15 protein-coding genes and 1 pseudogene are annotated in these 18,702 nt (G+C 64.0%); 8 read left to right on the top strand and 8 right to left on the bottom strand.

Annotated elements, in window-relative coordinates; all coding sequences use genetic code 11:
• Window positions 1–155: 155 nt before the first annotated feature.
• Together CW305_RS17715 and CW305_RS23275 are read right to left on the bottom strand one after the other, a co-directional pair.
• Window positions 156–998 (bottom strand): IclR family transcriptional regulator domain-containing protein, encoded by an 843-nt coding sequence (locus tag CW305_RS17715; protein WP_014819543.1) that lies wholly within the window; start codon window positions 996–998, stop codon window positions 156–158.
• A gap of 207 nt (window positions 999–1,205) precedes the next feature.
• Window positions 1,206–1,571: a hypothetical protein gene (locus tag CW305_RS23275; RefSeq protein WP_146067164.1), complete on the bottom strand. Its 366-nt coding sequence runs from the start codon at window positions 1,569–1,571 to the stop codon at window positions 1,206–1,208.
• A 147-nt stretch (window positions 1,572–1,718) separates the two neighbouring features.
• Here CW305_RS23275 and CW305_RS17705 point away from each other — a divergent pair.
• A pseudogene (locus tag CW305_RS17705) lies at window positions 1,719–1,913 on the top strand (DUF1206 domain-containing protein); the annotation flags it as partial.
• 123 nt (window positions 1,914–2,036) lie between these two features.
• On the opposite strand, the gene putP (CW305_RS17700) reads toward CW305_RS17705, so the two are convergent.
• Window positions 2,037–3,521, bottom strand: a complete 1,485-nt coding sequence (gene putP, locus CW305_RS17700) for a sodium/proline symporter PutP (RefSeq protein ID WP_104098534.1) — start codon at window positions 3,519–3,521, stop codon at window positions 2,037–2,039.
• Window positions 3,522–3,722: 201 nt separating this feature from the next.
• Complete coding sequence (locus CW305_RS17695; protein ID WP_104098533.1) at window positions 3,723–5,744, bottom strand: TonB-dependent receptor; 2,022 nt, start codon at window positions 5,742–5,744, stop codon at window positions 3,723–3,725.
• A 227-nt stretch (window positions 5,745–5,971) separates the two neighbouring features.
• On the opposite strand from CW305_RS17695, the gene CW305_RS17690 reads away from it, so the two are divergent.
• On the top strand, window positions 5,972–6,196 hold the full coding sequence (locus tag CW305_RS17690; protein ID WP_014819536.1) for a DUF3203 family protein: 225 nt from the start codon (window positions 5,972–5,974) through the stop codon (window positions 6,194–6,196).
• Between the two features lie 126 nt (window positions 6,197–6,322).
• Here the strand turns inward: CW305_RS17690 and putP (CW305_RS17685) are convergent, their stop codons facing one another.
• The 3 genes from putP (CW305_RS17685) to CW305_RS17675 form a co-directional block, all read right to left on the bottom strand.
• Window positions 6,323–7,807 (bottom strand): sodium/proline symporter PutP, encoded by a 1,485-nt coding sequence (gene putP / locus CW305_RS17685; protein WP_104098532.1) that lies wholly within the window; start codon window positions 7,805–7,807, stop codon window positions 6,323–6,325.
• Window positions 7,808–8,052: 245 nt separating this feature from the next.
• Window positions 8,053–11,214 carry a bifunctional proline dehydrogenase/L-glutamate gamma-semialdehyde dehydrogenase PutA gene (gene putA, locus CW305_RS17680; RefSeq protein ID WP_104098531.1) on the bottom strand — a complete coding sequence of 1,054 codons (3,162 nt, stop codon included), beginning with the start codon at window positions 11,212–11,214 and terminating at the stop codon, window positions 8,053–8,055.
• A gap of 263 nt (window positions 11,215–11,477) precedes the next feature.
• Entirely contained in the window at window positions 11,478–12,233 is a 756-nt protein-coding gene (locus tag CW305_RS17675; protein ID WP_041014735.1) for an AraC family transcriptional regulator, read from the bottom strand.
• A gap of 125 nt (window positions 12,234–12,358) precedes the next feature.
• Between CW305_RS17675 and lon the strand changes: the two genes are divergently transcribed.
• The 4 genes from lon (at window position 12,359) to cmoB (ending at window position 17,069) form a co-directional block, all read left to right on the top strand.
• Window positions 12,359–14,746, top strand: coding sequence for an endopeptidase La (gene lon, locus CW305_RS17670; protein WP_104098530.1), 2,388 nt, complete (start codon window positions 12,359–12,361; stop codon window positions 14,744–14,746).
• 145 nt (window positions 14,747–14,891) lie between these two features.
• A complete protein-coding gene (locus CW305_RS17665; RefSeq protein ID WP_044315213.1) occupies window positions 14,892–15,293 on the top strand; it encodes a protease inhibitor I42 family protein in 402 nt (133 codons plus the stop codon).
• Window positions 15,294–15,366: 73 nt separating this feature from the next.
• Complete coding sequence (cmoA, locus tag CW305_RS17660; protein ID WP_044315214.1) at window positions 15,367–16,110, top strand: carboxy-S-adenosyl-L-methionine synthase CmoA; 744 nt, start codon at window positions 15,367–15,369, stop codon at window positions 16,108–16,110.
• Window positions 16,107–17,069 (top strand): tRNA 5-methoxyuridine(34)/uridine 5-oxyacetic acid(34) synthase CmoB, encoded by a 963-nt coding sequence (gene cmoB / locus CW305_RS17655; RefSeq protein ID WP_104098529.1) that lies wholly within the window; start codon window positions 16,107–16,109, stop codon window positions 17,067–17,069. Before cmoA ends, cmoB begins: the two co-directional genes overlap by 4 nt.
• A 14-nt stretch (window positions 17,070–17,083) precedes the next feature.
• Here cmoB and CW305_RS17650 read toward each other — a convergent pair whose 3' ends face one another.
• On the bottom strand, window positions 17,084–17,371 hold the full coding sequence (locus CW305_RS17650) for a hypothetical protein (RefSeq protein WP_181063906.1): 288 nt from the start codon (window positions 17,369–17,371) through the stop codon (window positions 17,084–17,086).
• Between the two features lie 132 nt (window positions 17,372–17,503).
• Here CW305_RS17650 and CW305_RS17645 point away from each other — a divergent pair, with 132 nt between their 5' ends.
• Entirely contained in the window at window positions 17,504–18,457 is a 954-nt protein-coding gene (locus tag CW305_RS17645; protein ID WP_104098528.1) for a LysR substrate-binding domain-containing protein, read from the top strand.
• Window positions 18,442–18,648, top strand: coding sequence for a DUF2905 domain-containing protein (locus CW305_RS17640; protein ID WP_014819526.1), 207 nt, complete (start codon window positions 18,442–18,444; stop codon window positions 18,646–18,648). The genes CW305_RS17645 and CW305_RS17640 overlap by 16 nt, the downstream gene beginning before the upstream one ends.
• Window positions 18,649–18,702 lie beyond the last annotated feature (54 nt).

The following is an 18,702-nucleotide window of genomic DNA, read 5'->3' as shown; positions in this document are numbered from 1 at the left end:
CGTTAACGGTCCATCCCCAGCCAAACAATCCGATAATCGACATACCGTTCGATTATCGAACGCATTAGACACCGTATCTGCGTGATGAACGACGCCGACATCAGCGCGCTGAAGCTAGCCAGAGCACCGTAGTCGCGAATGCTGCGAGCATCCAATCAATGGAACAGCCGTGTGCTCAATTCACGGCTGGCCTCCAGCAGCACGGGCAGGAATCGGGTCTCCAGCTCCTGACGCGAAACGCGCCCGGCATGGGTGCCGACGTTCAGCGCGGCCAGCACCTGGCCGGCGGAATCCTTGAGTGGAACGGCCAACGAACGCAGGCCCATTTCCAGTTCCTGATCAATGATGACCCAACCCTGCTGGCGAATCTCGGCGATGTTTTCGCGCAGCGCCTCCGGGCTGTGCAAGGTGCGGCTGGTCTTTACTTGCAGGTCGGCGCGCCCCAGGTAGTCGTCGAGCGCCGCGTCATCCAGCGCCGCCAGCAAGATGCGGCCCATCGACGTGCAATAGGCAGGCAGCCGACTGCCCACCGACAGATCTACCGAGATGAGCCGCTGAGGGGTGGCCGAACGCGCCACATAGAGCACCTCATCACCCTCCAGCGTCGCCATCGAACAGGCTTCGTGAAGCTGCTCGCTGAGGCGGTCGAGAATCGGCTGCGCGGTAACTGCCAGCGGCGTGGACGACAGATAGGCGTGACCGAGGGTCAGCACCTTGGGCAACAGCGAATAGGTGCGCCCGTCGGTGGTGACGTAGCCAAGTTTCATCAGGGTATGCAGGCAGCGGCGCACCGCGGCGCGGGGGATCTCTGTGCGGTGGCTGATCTGCGCGATGGTCAGGTGGCGCTTCCGCTCCTGGAACGCATGAATCACAGCCAACCCGCGCGCCAGCGAAGTCATGAAGTTGGGATCGCCGGTTAGCGCCTCGATGCGTTTGGCGGGGGACGCGACGATGGGCGGCGCCATCGGTGGCTGGAGAACTCGTGAATCATCGGTCATGCAGGACACCCCGGACGCTGACATCGGGGCGATTATCGGTGCATCGACCGATAATCGCCAGCGCTGCACCTGGCCGGCGACGGAGAAGATGCCAGCCCGCCGCAAGGTCATTTGGCGGGCGTTTACCTAAGCGGCAATGCCACAGCGTAAAGGGGAAGTCATAGCCGAGTCAGGCCACGGCTCACTCTCGGCGGCAGCGCCGGCCCGCTACCACTGGCGGCGGCGATCGTGATGCTGCTGGGACTTAGCCGGCCGGTAGCTCCTGTGTTGAACCGGGTGGCGCACGGCGTTCTTGTAGTGACGGTCACCGCCCTGACTGGAGTGCCGGGAAGGCCGGTCGTGACGATGACTCCGATGCTGGTCGTAGCGCTCGTGCCGAACCACCGGTGGCGGAGCGTGGCGCGGGTAATCGGAACGGTCGTATCGGTAATGGCGGGCTGGATAGCCGTCGTAGCGATACTCGCGGTATTCGCCGTGGTAATAGGGGCGGGGATAACCGTGGCCGGCGTACTCATGCACGGTACAGCCGCTCAGCGTGATCAGCCCGAGAAACAACACGAGAAGACGTGACATAGATGACTCCAGAGACAGGCAAGGCGTAGTCGGCCTTGCCTGAGCGTGAGCAGCCGGCGCCTGGCGCCTCAGCAGTTACCCTTCTTGGCCTGACCTGGTGGGCAATGCGGAGGCCCGCCGCCGCCATCACCGATATCGATGCCGATGGTGCTGTTCATGGGCGGTAGCCGCTACGAGCCCACCGATCCACCGGGCCTCAAGGAAGCGCTCGAAGCGCTTCAGGGCATGCCTGCGGGTGGCGCGCTGCTGTTGGCAATCGGGGTCGGCCTGCTGGCCTTCGCTGTGTACAGCTTCGCCGAGGCACGCTGGCGGCGGATCGACTTGTCGGGAGTGACGAATTGAAGCCCGGACAGCCTCGAGGCTGTCCGGGCAGTGGCAAATATCGATATGGGGCGGAACGGTTAGAACCGGGATACCGGATCCAACCGCAGGTCGAGCAGCCATGCTCGACCTGCGCTGCACAAATCAGCCGGCGTGGTAGTCCGCGTCGGCTTCTTCGAAGCGCTTGATGATACTCGGGGCGGGTTCGGCGCCCATCTTGCTCACTACATAGATGGCGATGCTGGCGAAGATGAAGCCCGGGATGATTTCGTACAGGCCCAGACCGATGAACTCCTTCCACACCACCACGGTGACCGCACCGACCAGCATGCCAACCAAGGCACCGTTACGGGTCATGCGCTTCCACAGCAGCGAGATCAGCACCACCGGCCCGAACGCCGCGCCGAAGCCCGCCCAGGCGTAGGACACGAGGCCCAGCACCTTGCTGTCGGGGTTGGAGGCGATGCCGATGGCGATCAGTGCGATCAACAGCACCATGCCGCGGCCGACCCAGACCAGTTCGGTCTGCGAGGCATTTTTGCGCAGCATCGCCTTGTAGAAGTCCTGGGTCAGCGCGCTGGAGCTGACCAGCAGCTGGGCACTGAGGGTGCTCATCACCGCCGCCAGCACGCCGGAGAGGATGATGCCCGCAACCCAGGGGTTGAACAGGATCTTCACCAGCTCCATGAATACTCGCTCGCCGTTCTGGCTCACCGCACCGGCCTGCTCCGGGTGGTCAGCGAAGTAGGCGATGCCGAGGAAACCCACCGCGACGGCGCCGGCCAGCGTCAGGATCATCCACGCCATACCGATGCGACGGGCGTTGGGGATGGTCTTGATCGAGTCGGCGGCCATGAAACGCACCAGAATGTGCGGCTGGCCGAAATAGCCCAGGCCCCACGCCAGCAGCGAAATGATGGCGACGAAGGACAGCCCGCGGAACATGTCGAAGTTGGCCGGGTTCTGCGCTTCGATGGTGGCCATCGCGGTACCCATGTCGCCCAGGGCCAGGATGACGAACACCGGGGTGATCAGCAGCGCGAAGATCATCAGCGTGGCCTGTACGGTGTCGGTCCAGCTCACCGCCAGGAAGCCGCCGATGAACACGTAGAGAATGGTCGCCGCTGCACCGACCCACAGCGCGTACTCGTAGGGCATGCCGAAGGTGGACTCGAACAGTCGCGCACCGGCCACCACGCCCGAGGCGCAGTAGATGGTGAAGAACACCAGAATCACCAGCGCGGAGAAGATCCGCAGCATGCGGCTCTCGTCTTCGAAGCGATGCGAGAAATAATCCGGCAAGGTCAGGGCGTTGTGGTTGTGCTCGGTGTGTACCCGCAGCCGGCCGGCGACGAACAGCCAGTTCAGCCAGGCGCCGACGATCAGGCCAATGGCGATCCAGCTTTCCGAGAGGCCGGCGACGAAAATCGCGCCGGGCAGGCCCATCAGCAGCCAGCCGCTCATGTCCGAGGCGCCGGCCGATAGCGCCGTGACGAAGCTGCCGAGGCTGCGGCCGCCGAGGATGTAGTCGGAAAAGTTCTTGGTGGCGCGGTAGGCGATGAAACCGATCAGGATCATCGCCGCGATGTAGACCACGAAAGTGATCAGAGTGGGTGTGCTGACGTTCATGGGACTTGTTTTCCTTGTTGGTCCTGACGTTCCATCGCCAGCGCGGACAACGACCGGCACCCGCAACGGAACAATCGAGGGGCGCAAGGATAGCGCGTCATCCGCGTACTTGCGCGTGACGACGAGGTTTTGCCTGCCGGAATGAACGAGGGCCGGCAGTAGCTGCCGGCCCTCGTCAGTGCTGCAAGGCAACTGTCCGCCTCAGAACGCCAGGCGCACGCCTACCGTCAGATTGCGCCCAGGCAGCAGCACCTCATCCTTGATAAAGGAGGTGTGCTGACGGGCCTTTTCGTCCAGCAGGTTGTTGGCCTTGAGGTAGAGCTGGTAATCGGTCTGGTTCAGCGAGCCGCTATAACCGAGGCTGGCGCCCAGCATGTTGTAGCCATCGGTTTCACTTTCGTAGTCGGCCAGCTCGTCCTGGCGCTGCACGCGATAGAACTCCAGCTGGCCGTTGAGTGCAGGGGTGAAGCTCTGGTCCACCCGCATACCGAGGCGATCGGCGGGAATACGCGGCAGGTCGCCGCCGCCGTCGCGCAATTTGCCGCGCACGTGATCGCCGAACAGGGTGAAGGCGACGGCGTCGGTCGCCTGGAAGCGCACCTCCCCTTCCGCCCCGGTGAGCACGGCGTCCTGCTGGCGGTACTCGATCTCGCGGTAGCCGCCACCGATATCGTTGCCGGTATCAGCGGCATAAATGAAGTCATCCACCTCGTTGCGGAAGACGCTCAGGCTGAAGGTCGAGCGGCCGGCGAACTTGCGCAGGGTGATCTCGGCGTTATGCGAGGTTTCCTCCTCCAGGTCGACATTACCCAGCTCGACGGTGCGGGTCGCGGCATGCGGGCCGTTGGCGTAAAGCTCTTCGGCGCTGGGCAGGCGTTGCGAGCGCGTCAGCGAGAAGCCCAACGAGTACTGCGGAGCGAAGGTCCAGACCGCACCGGCGGACATCGAGGTGCCGCTGTGATCGGTATCCGGGCGGCCATCGGCATCGATGTCCTGCCATTCGTGACGCAGGCCGAGTTCATAGCGCCAGGCGCCGGCGGTGTATTCCTCGAGCAGGAACAGGCCGTGGTTGCGCGTCAGCGTCTGCGGCACGTAGGCCTCTTCGCCGAGGGCTTCGAAGTCACGCCGCAGCGTCTGCGCGCCGAGCACACCGCGCCAGCCGAACATTGGCTGATGGGTCAGCTCCAGGCGTGCGTCGGTGGCATCGTTGTTGAAGCGGGTGCCCACTTCCCCGCCTTCGATTTCCTTGTGCTGATAGTCGCTGTGGCCGATGAGCAGCCGCGCAAGCTCGAATCCCGGCAGCGGATCGCTCAGCTCGCCGCGCAGATCCCAGCGCTTCTGGCGCATGTCGACATAAGGCACGCTGCCATGCTCGTCATGATCATGGACGTCGTCATCGTCGTGATCATCATGGCCACCGCAGTGCCAGTCGCTGCCGTGGGTGTGGCAATCGGCGTGCTCATGGGCCAGCAGCCCGTAGCGATTGTTCTGCTCACCGTAGGCGGCGCCGATGTAACCGCGCTCGCCGATGAAGCTGGCACCCAGATTGAAGCTGTCGGTGTCGTTGTAGGAGCCTTCCTGCTTGTCCGGCGAACCGGGGATTTCATAAGGGTCGGCCTGGCGCTTGGTGCCTTCGGCGCGCACGGCGAAGTTGCCGCTGCCAGCGGTGATGCCGAACACCCCTGACCCTTCGTTAGCGACGCTGTTGGTGCGCAGCTCCAGCTCGCCTTCGTAGCCCTTCTCCGGCACGCGGGTGGGGATCTTCTTGTCGATCACGTTGACCACGCCGCCGATTGCGCCGCCGCCGTAGAGCAGGGTTGCCGGACCCTTGAGGACCTCGATGCGCTCGGCCAGTAGCGGCTCGCTGGTCACCGCGTGGTCGGGGCTGATGGTCGAGGCATCGAGCAGCTCCACTCCATCGCTCAGCACCTTGACCCGTGCGCCATCCAGCCCGCGAATCACCGGGCGCGCCGCACCGGCGCCAAAGCTGCTGGAGCGTACGCCAGGCAGGCTTTCCAGCGTTTCACCCAGCGTTGCCTCGCGACGCAGCACCAGTTCATCTCCCTCCATCACGGCAGCCGGCGTGGTCATCTCATGGCTCTGCTTGGCCAGGCCGCTGGCGCTGACCACGACGGATTGCAGTTCGACCGGCTCGGCGGCCCAGGCAGCCGGAACCAGGGCCAGGCTGATCGCCCAGGCCAGGGGATGACGCTTCAGTTTCATGTGACTCTCCAGACAGTGGCGGTTGCCTTCCGAGGCAACCGAAGACGGCTGTGCGCCGGCATCCGGTAGCGGAGCCAGCTTCGCGGGGCGAGAATCTAACATGTTATATCGTAACATTTATCCCTGTTTTTCCAGTAACAGGTACAACGGATGCACCCTGTTCGTGGTCGACATGGAAACGCCGGGCGAACCGCGCGCGGCTTTTGCACCGCTTCGGGAGATAGATCATGACCGTAGACATCGACACCACCACCGGCACCTGCGCCGTGGTCATCAACGGCAACACGCACCGCAGCGCCCTGATGGACGTGCGCATCACCACCGATCCCCAGGCACGCATGTCGGTGATGAATATCGACGGCACCAGCATCCATGTGCCGGAAGACGAAGCCGAGCATCTGATCGCGGCGGGCGCGGTGGATGACCGATCCAATCTGGTCGCGGACGACTGAATCTGCGGCAGAAACGCAAAACCCCGGCTAGCCGGGGTTCTGGTTGCGCTCGCAAGGTAATGGCCTAAGTCAGCCAGACGTTCAGGGTGCGGATGATCCTGTGGCGGACAATGCCCCCTGCCCTTCTCAACCCGCGTGGTAATCCGCGTCCGCTTCCTCGAAGCGCTTGACGATGCTCGGGGCCGGTTCGGCGCCCATCTTGCTCACCACGACGATGGCAATGCTGGCGAGGATGAAGCCGGGGATGATTTCGTACAGACCCAGACCGATGAACTCCTTCCACACCACCACGGTGACGGCACCGACCAGCATCCCTGCCAGCGCGCCGTTGCGGGTCATGCGCTTCCACAGCAGCGAGATCAGCACCACCGGGCCGAACGCCGCGCCGAAACCGGCCCAAGCGTAGGATACCAGACCGAGCACCTTGCTGTCGGGGTTGGAGGCGATGCCGATGGCGATCAGCGCGATCAACAACACCATGCCGCGGCCAACCCAGACCAGCTCGGTCTGCGAGGCATTCTTGCGCAACATGGCCTTGTAGAAGTCCTGAGTCAGAGCACTGGAGCTGACCAGCAGCTGAGCACTGAGCGTACTCATCACCGCCGCCAGTACGCCAGACAGGATGATGCCCGCGACCCACGGATTGAACAGGATCTTCACCAGCTCCATGAACACCCGCTCACCGTTCTGGCTCACAGGGCCCGCCTGCTCCGGATGGCCGGCGAAATAGGCGATACCGAAGAAGCCCACCGCCACGGCACCAGCAAGGGTGAGGATCATCCAAGCCATGCCGATGCGGCGCGCGTTGGGGATGGTCTTGATCGAGTCGGCCGCCATGAAGCGCACCAGGATATGTGGCTGGCCGAAGTAGCCCAGGCCCCACGCCAGCAGCGAGATGATCGCAACGAAAGAGAGCCCGCTGAACATGTCGAACGCGGCCGGATTCTGCGTGGCAATGGTGTCCATCGCGGCGCCCATGTCGCCCAGGGCCAGGATGACGAACACCGGGGTGATCAGCAGCGCGAAGATCATCAGCGTCGCCTGCACGGTGTCGGTCCAACTGACGGCCAGGAAGCCACCGATAAACACATAGAGGATGGTCGCCGCGGCGCCGATCCACAGTGCGTATTCGTACGGAACGCCGAAGCTGCTCTCGAACAGTCGCGCGCCGGCGACCACGCCCGAGGCGCAATAGATGGTGAAGAACACCAGAATCACCAGCGCGGAGAAGATCCGCAGCATGCGGCTCTCGTCCTCGAAGCGATGGGAGAAGTAATCCGGCAACGTCAGGGCGTTGTGGTTGTGCTCGGTGTGCACACGCAACCGTCCGGCGACGAACAGCCAGTTGAGCCAGGCGCCGACAATCAAGCCGATGGCGATCCAGCTTTCCGACAGACCGGCGACGAAGATCGCACCGGGCAGGCCCATCAGCAGCCAGCCGCTCATATCCGAGGCACCGGCCGACAGCGCAGTGACGAAGCTGCCGAGGCTGCGACCGCCGAGGATGTAGTCGTCGAAGTTCTTGGTGGCGCGGTAAGCGACGAAACCGATCAGGATCATCGCCGCGATGTAGATCAGAAAGGTGATCAGCGTGGGTGTACTGATGCTCATGTGTGTCCCTCGTTAGTTGTTGTTCGGCGCAACGCGAGCGGACCCACGCTGCACCTTGGCAGAGGGCGATAGCGAAAAGGCCATCACCTGTGACAGACCCAACCCGGGCCCGTCAGTGGCGGAAGAGCGTCCGCCAACTGTCCAGTTGTTGTTGTGTTCCGGCCGCCTGAGCGGCCGGGAGGTTTAGCGTGATGCACCAGGTGAATGACCAAGGCCATTCACTCGGTGGTACAGCGTGAATGCGTTCAGTCGTCTCCGAGCGACAGCAGCGAGGCGTTGCCGCCCACCGCTGTGGTGTTGGTGGAGGTGGTCCGCTCGTTGGCGAAGCGCAGCACATAGCTGGGGCCGCCCGCCTTCGGACCGGTGCCGGACAGGCCACGGCCGCCGAACGGCTGCACGCCGACCACGGCACCAATCTGGTTGCGATTGACGTAGAGGTTGCCGACCCGCGCCAGTTGCTCAATGCGTTCGGCGGTTTCCTCGTTGCGGCTGTGTACGCCGAGGGTCAGGCCGTAGCCGGTGCCGTTGATCGCCGCCACGACCTTTTCCAGGTCCGCCGCGTCGTAGCGCACCACGTGCAGCACGGGGCCGAACTGCTCCTTCTTGAGCTGGTGAATGCCGTCGATTTCGAAGGCCACCGGCGCGACGAAATGACCGTTCAGACCAGCCGGCAATGTCGCCTCGGCGATCAGGCGCCCTTCGCTCTTGAGCTGCTGGATATGCGCCAGCAGGCCTTCACGAGCTTCCTGGTCGATCACCGGGCCGATGTCGTTCTCACGCAGATGGGTCGGGCCGACGTTCAGCTCGGCCATGGCGCCCTTGAGCAACTCGATCACCCGGTCAGCGATATCACGCTGCACGTAGAGCACACGCAACGCCGAGCAACGCTGGCCGGCACTGGTGAAAGCGGAGCCGACGGCGTCCTTGATCACCTGCTCGGGAAGCGCGGTGGAATCGACGATCATCGCGTTTTGCCCGCCGGTTTCGGCGATCAGCGTGGCGATCGGGCCTTCCTTCTCGGCCAGCTGGCGGTTGATGATGCGCGCCGTGTCGGTGGAACCGGTGAAGCACACGCCGACCACCCGCGGATCGCGACAGAACACGCCGCCCAGGGTAGCGCCATCGCCTGGCAGAAAGGCGATTGCCTCTTTCGGCAATCCAGCTTCGAACATCAGTTCAAGCGCACGCGCAGCGATGAGGCTGGCCTGCTCGGCCGGCTTGGCCAGCACGGTGTTGCCGGCCACCAGTGCCGCGGTGATCTGGCCGAGGTAGATCGCCAGCGGGAAGTTCCACGGGCTGACGCAGACGAACACGCCGCGGCCTTCATGGAACAGCTCGTTACGCTCGCCGGTCGGGCCTTTCAACTCTTCGCGACCGAGCTTCTGCCGCGCCTGCTGAGCGTAGTAACGGCAGAAATCCACTGCCTCGCGTACTTCGTCGATGCCGTCCTGCAGCGACTTGCCGGCTTCCACGGTACACAGGGCCATCAGCTCGGCGCGGTGCTGCTCCAGCAGATCGCCCAGGCGCTCCAGCACGGCGGCACGGGCTTCCACCGGCGTGGCATTCCAGGTCGGCCAGTAGGCGGCCAGGCGATCGACGGCCTGGCGCGCCTGCTCGGCGCTGGCGAACTGGGCCTGGCCGACGACCTTGCTCAGGTCATAGGGGCAGCGCACGTCGGACGGCGTTCCGGCGAGCCACTGCCCGCTGATGACCGGCGCAGCCTGCCACTGGCGCTCGAGGAAAGGTTGGTAGGCGCTGGCCAGGTCGTTCCATTGGTTCTGGATATTCATGTTGATCCCTTGGGAGTTCTTGCGGTTGCCGAACAGCGCCGGCGGCAGCGGAATGCGGGGGTTGCCCGGTGCAGCGAATCTGCGCAGCTGGCTCACCGGGTGATCGATCAGCGATTCGACCGGCACGCGCGGGTCGACCAGCTGATGAACGAAGGACGAGTTGGCACCGTTCTCCAGCAGGCGGCGCACCAGATAGGGCAGCAGGTCCTTGTGCGCGCCGACCGGGGCGTAGATGCGTACGTTGCGGGCGTACTTCTCGATCACCGTGTCGTACAGGGCATCGCCCATGCCGTGCAGGCGCTGGAACTCGAACTCGCGCGGCTGTGAGATTTCCTCGGCCATGGCCAGGATGCAGCTGACGGTGTGCGCGTTGTGGCTGGCGAACTGCGGGTAGATCACCCCACGGGTGTGCTCGGACAACAGGTAGCGCGCGCAGGCGAGGTAGGAGGTGTCAGTGCCTTCCTTGCGCGTGTAGACGGGGTAGCCGTCCAGGCCCTGGACCTGGCACTGCTTGATCTCACTGTCCCAGTAGGCGCCCTTTACCAGCCGCAGCGGAATGCGTTCGCCAAGCTCACGACCGAGCAGCGTCAACCAGACCAGCACCGGCAGGCAGCGTTTGGAATAAGCCTGGATGACCAGGCCGAACTCACCCCAGCCGGCGATAGCCGGGTCGCGCAGGAGCTTTTCGTACAGTTCCAGCGACAGCTCGAGGCGGTCGGCCTCCTCGGCATCGATGGTGATCCCGACATTGCGCTGACGCGCCAGCACGGCCAGTTCGCGCACACTGGCGAACAGCTCGGTGAGCACGCGCTCGCGCTGGGCGACTTCGTAACGTGGATGCAGCGCCGACAACTTGATCGACACCGACGGACGCGGGCCCTTGCCGACCTGCGGCTCGGCACCGACGGTCTCCACGGCCTGACGATAGTCAGCCATGTACTTGGCGGCGTCCTCGGCAGTCAGCGCCGCTTCACCGAGCATGTCGAAGGAATAGGTGTAGCCCTTCTCGCGCTCGGGACGGCCGTTCTTCAGCGCTTCGGCGATGGTCCGGCCAAGCACGAACTGCTTGCCCATCAGCTTCATCGCCTGGTTCATCGCGCTGCGGATCACCGGCTCGCCGGAGCGCTTGAGCAGACGACCGATGACGTTCTTCGGACGGCCATCGGCAGTTTCCGGATCGACCACCTTGCCGGTCATCACCAGCCCCCAGGCGGCGAAGTTGACCAGCACGTTGTCGCTCTGGCCGAGGTGGCGCTCCCATTCGGCGGCGTTGAGCTTGTCGCGAATCAGCGCGTCAGCCGTGGCGGCATCCGGCACCCGCAGCAGCGCTTCGGCCAGGCACATCAGCATCAGCCCTTCCTGGGTGTCCAGACTGTACTGGCGCAGCAGCGCATCGAGGGTATCGACGGCATTGTCACGCCCACGCACCGCCTCGATCAGGCTGCGCGCGCGCTCGCGAATGGCGGCAATGCCCGCCTCGCCGGGATCGGCAAGCTGCAGCAGTTCGGTGAGATATTGCGCCTCGTCAACGGCGTAGTTGGCGCTGATGACGGGAAAGAATTCCGCGGCTTTCTGGTTGGCGAAGGCGCCTTCCAGCACGTGACCGGCCTTGAACATGCGCCGCTCCTCTTGTGATTGTGTCTGCTTATAGGTCTAGTCCACGGCCAGGCTGATGGTGCAGCACAAGACGAAGAGCCAGGTCGGGAGACGGAATGTAGGGTCTGCAAGACGAGCCGTTCTTGCGCAAAACTACGGAAGTTTTACGAAAAACTACGAAAGCCGGACGCGGAAACGCGACCGTAATGAAAGCGCACCAGGATGGCGCAGGAATATACCCCTGGTAGCTGAAGAGCCCGAAAACAGGGCAATCAGGAGAAAGCTCAGGAGTCCGACTTGCGCAATCCGCGAGGGGTCAGACCGAGGTAGCGGCGGGTCGCCGTGGTCAATGCGCTCTGGCTGGAGAAACCGCACTCCTCGGCAATCCGCACCAGTGGCAGCGGCGTTTCGCGCAGCAGGCGGGCGGCACGATCGAGGCGAGTCTTGAGCAGGTACTGGTGCGGCGTGAGGCCGACGCAATCCTTGAACTGCGCGTGGAAGTGGCTGGGGCTGAGGCAGACCACCTGGGCCAACTCGGCGACCGTGATGCGTCGCGCCAGGTTGTCCTGAATATGGCTGTCCAGCCGCTGCAGATCGAGCGGTCCGGCCGGGCGCTGAACTGACTCGCCGAACAGTCGCAGGTGCAGTGCCCGCAACAGCACGCCGCCCAGCGCCCGGGCCAGCAGCGGATCGCTGCCGTAGCGCGCCAGCTCGGCACCGGCGTAGGCCAGCAGGTTCTGGAAATCGGCATCCAGCGCCGGATAGCGTGGCGCTTCGAACAGCCGGGCCAGCAGCTCGGGGTCCTCGGTGACGACATCCTGCTCGTCGAGATCAATGATCAGCATGCGGTTGTCGCCCATGCCGGCGAAGCCGTGGTCGGCATCGCCCGGCACCAGACAGGCGCGCATCCGGCAGACTTCGCCACCGGAGCCATTGACCTCGAATTCCGCGCGCCCAGAAAGCGACATCACCAACTGGTGATAGTCGTGGGCGTGCTGGTGAGTCTGGTCATCCAGGCGAAGCAGACGGGCGTTGAGCATGATGGGCACCTGTGCGTGCAAGCACTGTACCGAAGCCTGCATGAAGTGCCCACCCCCATGCGACGGGATTGAAATCATCCGGGCCACCACCCATCTAAGGTGCACGTATTCGCAACGGGTGCCGCATGAACGACGACGTCAATCAGGATCATATCGAGCAGGAAATCATCTCCTCCAACGGTCTCGTACTGCCCGATCAACAGCAGCCGGACAAGCTCTACATCATCCCGGTGCACAACCGACCTTTCTTCCCGGCGCAGGTGTTGCCGGTGATCGTCAACGAAGATCCCTGGGCCGAGACCCTGGATCGCGTGGCGAAGACGCCGCACCAGCGCGTGGCACTATTTTTCGTCGACTCGCCGGTGCTGGACATGGCCACCTTCGACCCGGACAGCCTGCCGGAGCACGGCACCATGGTCCGCGTGCATCACGCCTCGCAGGAGGGCGGCAAGCTGCAGTTCGTCGCCCAGGGCCTGGCGCGGGTGCGCATCCGCGGCTGGCTGCGGCGCAAACCACCGTATCTGGTCGAAGTCGATTACCCGAAAAGCGATGACGACCCGCGCGACGAGGTGAAGGCCTACGGCATGGCACTGATCAACGCGATCAAGGAGCTGCTGCCGCTCAATCCTTTGTACAGCGAAGAGCTGAAGAACTACCTGAACCGCTTCAGCCCCAACGACCCCTCGCCGCTGTCCGACTTCGCCGCCGCCCTGACCACCGCGCCTGGCGTGGAACTGCAGGAAGTGCTGGATACCGTGCCCGTGCTCAAGCGCATGGAGAAAGTGCTGCCACTGCTGCGCAAGGAAGTGGAAGTCGCCAAACTGCAGAAGGAGCTGACCGGCGAGGTCAATCGCAAGATCGGCGAGCGCCAGCGTGAGTTCTTCCTCAAGGAGCAATTGAAGATCATCCAGCGCGAGCTGGGCATCACCAAGGACGACAAGAGCGCCGACGCCGACGAGTTCCGCGCCCGTCTTGAGGGCAAGGTGGTGCCACCTGCTGCGCAGAAGCGCATCGACGAAGAGCTGAACAAGCTGTCGATACTCGAAACCGGCTCGCCGGAATATGCCGTCACCCGCAACTATCTCGACTGGGCCACCGCCCTGCCCTGGGGCGTATTCGGCCAGGACAAGCTCGACCTCAAGCGTGCGCGCAAGGTGCTGGACAAGCACCACGCTGGCCTCGATGACATCAAGAACCGCATCCTCGAATTTCTTGCCGTCGGCGCCTTCAAGGGCGAGATCGCCGGCTCCATCGTGCTGCTGGTCGGCCCGCCCGGCGTGGGCAAGACCAGCATCGGCAAGTCCATCGCCGAGTCTCTTGGGCGGCCCTTCTATCGCTTTAGCGTCGGCGGCATGCGCGATGAGGCGGAGATCAAGGGCCACCGCCGCACCTACATCGGCGCCCTGCCCGGCAAGCTGGTGCAGGCGCTCAAGGATGTCGAGGTGATGAACCCGGTGATCATGCTCGACGAGATCGACAAGCTCAGCACCAGCTATCAGGGCGATCCGGCTTCAGCGCTGCTGGAAACGCTCGACCCGGAGCAGAACGTCGAATTCCTCGATCATTACCTGGACCTGCGCCTGGACCTGTCCAAGGTGCTGTTCGTCTGCACGGCAAACACCCTGGACTCGATTCCCGGCCCGCTGCTCGACCGCATGGAGGTAATCCGCCTGTCCGGCTACATCGCCGAGGAGAAGCTGGCCATCGCCAAACGTCACCTGTGGCCCAAGCTGCTGGACAAGACCGGCGTGCCCAAGCAGCGCCTCGCCATCAGCGACAGCGCCATGAAAGCGGTGATCGAAGGCTATGCCCGTGAAGCTGGTGTGCGTCAGCTGGAGAAGCAACTGGGCAAGCTGGTCCGCAAGGCAGTGGTGCAGTTGCTGGAAGACCCCCAAGCGGTACTGAAGATCACGCCGAAGGATCTGGAAAGCTACCTCGGCAAACCGGTGTTTCGCAGCGAACAGGTGCTCTCCGGCGTCGGCGTGATCACAGGCCTCGCCTGGACCAGCATGGGCGGCGCCACCCTGCCGATCGAGGCCACGCGCATCCACACGCTGAACCGCGGCTTCAAGCTCACCGGCAAGCTCGGTGACGTGATGAAGGAATCGGCGGAGATCGCCTACAGCTACGTCAGCTCGAACCTGAAAACCTTCAAGGGCGATCCGGAGTTCTTCGACCAGGCCTTCGTGCACCTGCACGTGCCGGAAGGCGCGACGCCGAAGGACGGCCCCAGCGCCGGCATCACCATGGCCAGCGCGCTGCTCTCCCTTGCGCGCAACCAGCCGCCGAAGAAAGGCGTGGCCATGACCGGAGAGCTGACGCTGACCGGTCACGTATTGCCGATCGGCGGAGTGCGCGAGAAGGTGATCGCGGCGCGGCGACAGAAGATATTCGAGCTGATCCTGCCGGAAGCCAATCGCGGCGACTTCGAAGAGTTGCCTGACTACCTCAAGGAAGGTCTGACCGTGCATTTCGCCAAGCGCTTCGCTGATGTGGCCAAGGTGCTGTTCTGACGCGGGACGAGCTGCAGACCAGCTGAAGTCGAAGGGTGGAAGTCGCGCTGCACTTCCACCTCCGGACCGGCGCAGACGGAGTACCCGCCTGCGACCAGGCTCTTTTGGGCTATCCTTCCCAACTCAATTCCGACCGGTGCCGATCATGCCTTTCGACATCCCCCGTCTGTTACTGCCCGCCAGCGTCGCCCTGCTCGCTGCCTGCGCAAGCAACGACAAGACGCCCTCCAGCGTCGTGCTCAGCGACGACAACCGCTGCCCGCAAACACTGCAGAGCGGCCAGCAACTCATCGTCAGCCTGCCGAGCAACCCTGCGACGGGCTATCGCTGGATTCTGCACGAAGCCGCCGCGGAGCAATTGCACAGCCTCGGCCCCGAAGTGTTCAGCAATCCGAAAGGCGACATGATCGGTGGGGATGGCCTGTCCACCTGGCGCTTCGAGGCACAGGAGCCAGGCAGCGGCAGGCTGTACCTCACCTATCAACGCCCGTGGGAGGTCGACGCCGAGCCTGCGGGCATGTTCGATTGCCGGATCGAGGTGCGCTGAGTCGGGCAGAGCCCGCGGCGAGCGTGGTTTCGGCTACAATGCCGCCCCGTTTTCACACACGCCGCCCGACACCGTGAGCCACGATCTCGACCGTCTGTTCGCCCAGCCCCTGCCCCGCATTCAGGACTTCGTCTTCAACGAGGACGTGGTGCGGGTGTTTCCCGACATGATCAAGCGCTCTGTGCCCGGTTACCCGACCATCGTCGAGAACATCGGCGTGATCGCCGCTCAGTTCGCACAGCCGCATACTCATCTGTATGACCTAGGCTGCTCGCTGGGCGCGGTGACCCAGGCCCTGCGTCGTCACGTGACTGCCGACAACTGCCAGGTCGTCGCCGTTGATAACTCCGCGGCAATGGTCGAGCGCTGCCGCGAATACCTCCACGGGCAGGACTCGATGTTTCAGGAACTGCTGCCGGTCGACGTCATCGAGGGCGACATCCTGGCTCTGCAGTTCCAGCCCAGCTCGCTGGTGGCGCTGAACTTCACCCTGCAGTTCATCGCACCGGAACAGCGCCCGGCCCTGCTCAGCCGCATTCGCCAGGCGCTGGTGCCCGGTGGCGCGCTGATCCTGTCGGAAAAGCTGCGCTTCGAGGATGAAGACGAGCAACAATTGCTGACCGACCTGCACATCGCCTTCAAGCGCGCCAATGGCTACAGCGAACTGGAAATCGCCCAGAAGCGCAGCGCCATCGAGAACGTGATGAAGCCCGACAGCCTGGAAACCCATCGCCAACGGCTACTGGATGCCGGCTTTTCCAAGGTCGTGCCCTGGTTCCAGTGCCTGAACTTCGCCTCGCTGATCGCCCTGCCATGAACCTCGACCTGACTCCCCTCGCCTGGCGCCTGGCCGGCACCCCGCTCGCCGCCTGGGCCAACGGCGTTCAGCAGCAGCTGGACGCCAAACTCGCAGTTGGCCACGGTGATCTGCCGCGCTGGCGGCGTGCCGTCGATGCGCTGCCTGCGCTGGCGCCCGTGCAGGTCGAACTGCGCGACAGCTTCCGCCTCGACGCGACCTGTGACGACGCCACGCGCCAGGCCACCCACGATGCGCTGATGGGGCTCTCGCCATGGCGCAAGGGTCCGTTCGACGTGTTCGGCGTGCATGTCGATACCGAATGGCGCTCGGACTGGAAGTGGGACCGGGTCGCGCCGCACCTGAATCTGGCCGGCAAACGCATCCTCGACGTCGGTTGCGGCAACGGCTACTACATGTGGCGCATGCTCGGTGCCGGCGCCGACAGCGTGGTCGGGGTCGACCCGAACTGGCTGTTCTTCTGCCAGTTCCATGCGATGAAGCGCTACCTGCAGGAGCTGCCGGTCTGGCATCTGCCGTTCGCACTGGAAGAACTGCCGGCCAAGCTCGAAGGCTTCGAGACGGTGTTCTCCATGGGCGTGCTCTACCATCGCCGCTCGCCGGTCGACCATCTGCTCGACCTCAAGGACTGCCTGGTACGCGGCGGCGAACTGGTGCTAGAGACCCTGGTGGTGGAAGGCGACGAAAATACCGCACTGGTGCCGGAAGACCGCTATGCGCAGATGCGCAACGTCTGGTTCTTGCCCTCGGTGAAGGCGCTGGAATGCTGGTTGCGCCGCGCCGGCTTTGTCGACGTGCGCTGCGTGGATGTCAGCGTGACCAGCATTGAGGAACAGCGCAGCACCGAGTGGATGCGCTACCAGTCGTTGCCCGACTTCCTCGACCCGCAAGACCACGGCAAAACGGTCGAAGGCCTGCCGGCCCCCATGCGCGCCGTGCTCCTCGCCCGCAAGCCCTGACAGTAGGTTGGTGCTCAGCGAGCGTGGCGCGCAGGGCATCGACGCTTGCGCCGCTGCGCTACCAACTGGCGCAACGGCGCCTGAGCCATTTTACTGAGCCGGCGCCGATCCAGATCGCGCGACGCCAGCTGCCGATCATCCAGCTTCAACAACTGCCGATACAGGCGCCGCTGCCGCCAGGCGCGAAACCAGTCCTGCAGGCTACGCTGCAAATCCAGCGGCCACATGGCCGGCATGTAGAAGTCCGGCAACTGCGGCTCGGATTGTTGTCGTACACGCGTATTGCGTCGTTCACCAGGCATGCTCACCTCCGCTTCGCTCGCGGTGGCCACGGGCTGTGGCGCCACCGGTTGCCTACAGGATGAGCGGGCATCAGTCGTTCAAACAAACGACTAATATGAAAGCCTGTGTTCAGAAAAACTGAAGCCTCTCTTATGTCCGAGCCGCTTGAGCAATCCACTACCCCTTCGACGCCCCTGCTGGAAAGCGATGTCCTGCGCACCTTCGTTGCTATTGCCGAAAGCGGCAGTTTCACTCGCGCCGCGGGACAGATCTATCGCAGTACCTCGGCGGTCAGCATGCAGATCAAGCGCCTGGAAGAGACTCTTGGGCGCTCCCTGTTCGTCCGCGAGGCGCGGCAGGTGCGCCTGACACCGGCAGGCGAGACGCTGCTCGGCTATGCCCGACGCCTGCTCAAGCTCAACGAAGAAGCCATTGCGCACTTCCTCCAGCCAGCGCTGCAGGGTCGCGTGCGCTTCGGAACGCCGGCGGATGTCGGGACGCGCATTCTGCCCGGCCTGCTGGCGTTGTTCGCCCGCAGCCATCCCGGAGTCGAAGTGGATGTGTCGGTCGCACGCAGCATCGATATGATCGAGCGCATTGACGCAGGCGAACTGGACCTCGCCCTGGTCACCGTCGGCAATCTTGGCCAGGACGATTCGCGAGGCGAGCCGATTCATAGCGAACCGCTGGTCTGGGCCGGTCGCACCGGTGGTGTCGCCGCGCTGCGCACGCCGCTGCCGCTGGCGCTGGCCAGCCCTGATTGCGCCTGGCGGCGACAGGCACTGGATGCCCTCGACTGCATCGGCCGCAGCTACCGAGTGGCCTACTCCAGCGAACAGACTTCGGGACAGGAGGCCGCGATGATTGCCGATCTCGCCATCGCGCCCTATCCATCAAGCCTGATTCGCCCGCCCCTGCAGCGTCTCGATGGGCAGTATGGGTTGCCACAACTGGGCGAGTATCAGATCAAGCTGCTACGTGGCAGCAATCGAAGCGAAGCCGTTGAGGTGCTGGCCGCACAGGTGATCGCCGCCTTTGTCGAATACCGCACACGTCCGGCCAAGCGATTGGAGCGAAACGAGGAGATCAAATGGCACGCTGGTTGATCGTGGCGGGCGCTGCGCTGCTACTGCTCGGCATCGCCTGGCACTACTTCCCATGGCTGCTGAACTGGTTCGGTCGATTGCCCGGCGACATCCGCATCGAGTCCGAACGCAGCCGGGTGTTCATCCCGATCACCTCGATGGTGATTCTCAGCCTGGTGCTGACCGTACTGATCAACCTGCTGCGCCGCTGAGGGCTCTGCAGGTGGAATACGGCGCCCCGCACTAGCGTGGGAACGGGCTTGCCA

Source organism: Stutzerimonas kunmingensis (assembly GCF_002929225.1).
Taxonomy (GTDB): Bacteria; Pseudomonadota; Gammaproteobacteria; order Pseudomonadales; family Pseudomonadaceae; genus Stutzerimonas.
The sequence above is the reverse complement of the archived record's forward strand: the minus strand, read 5'-3'. Positions and strand labels throughout refer to the sequence as shown.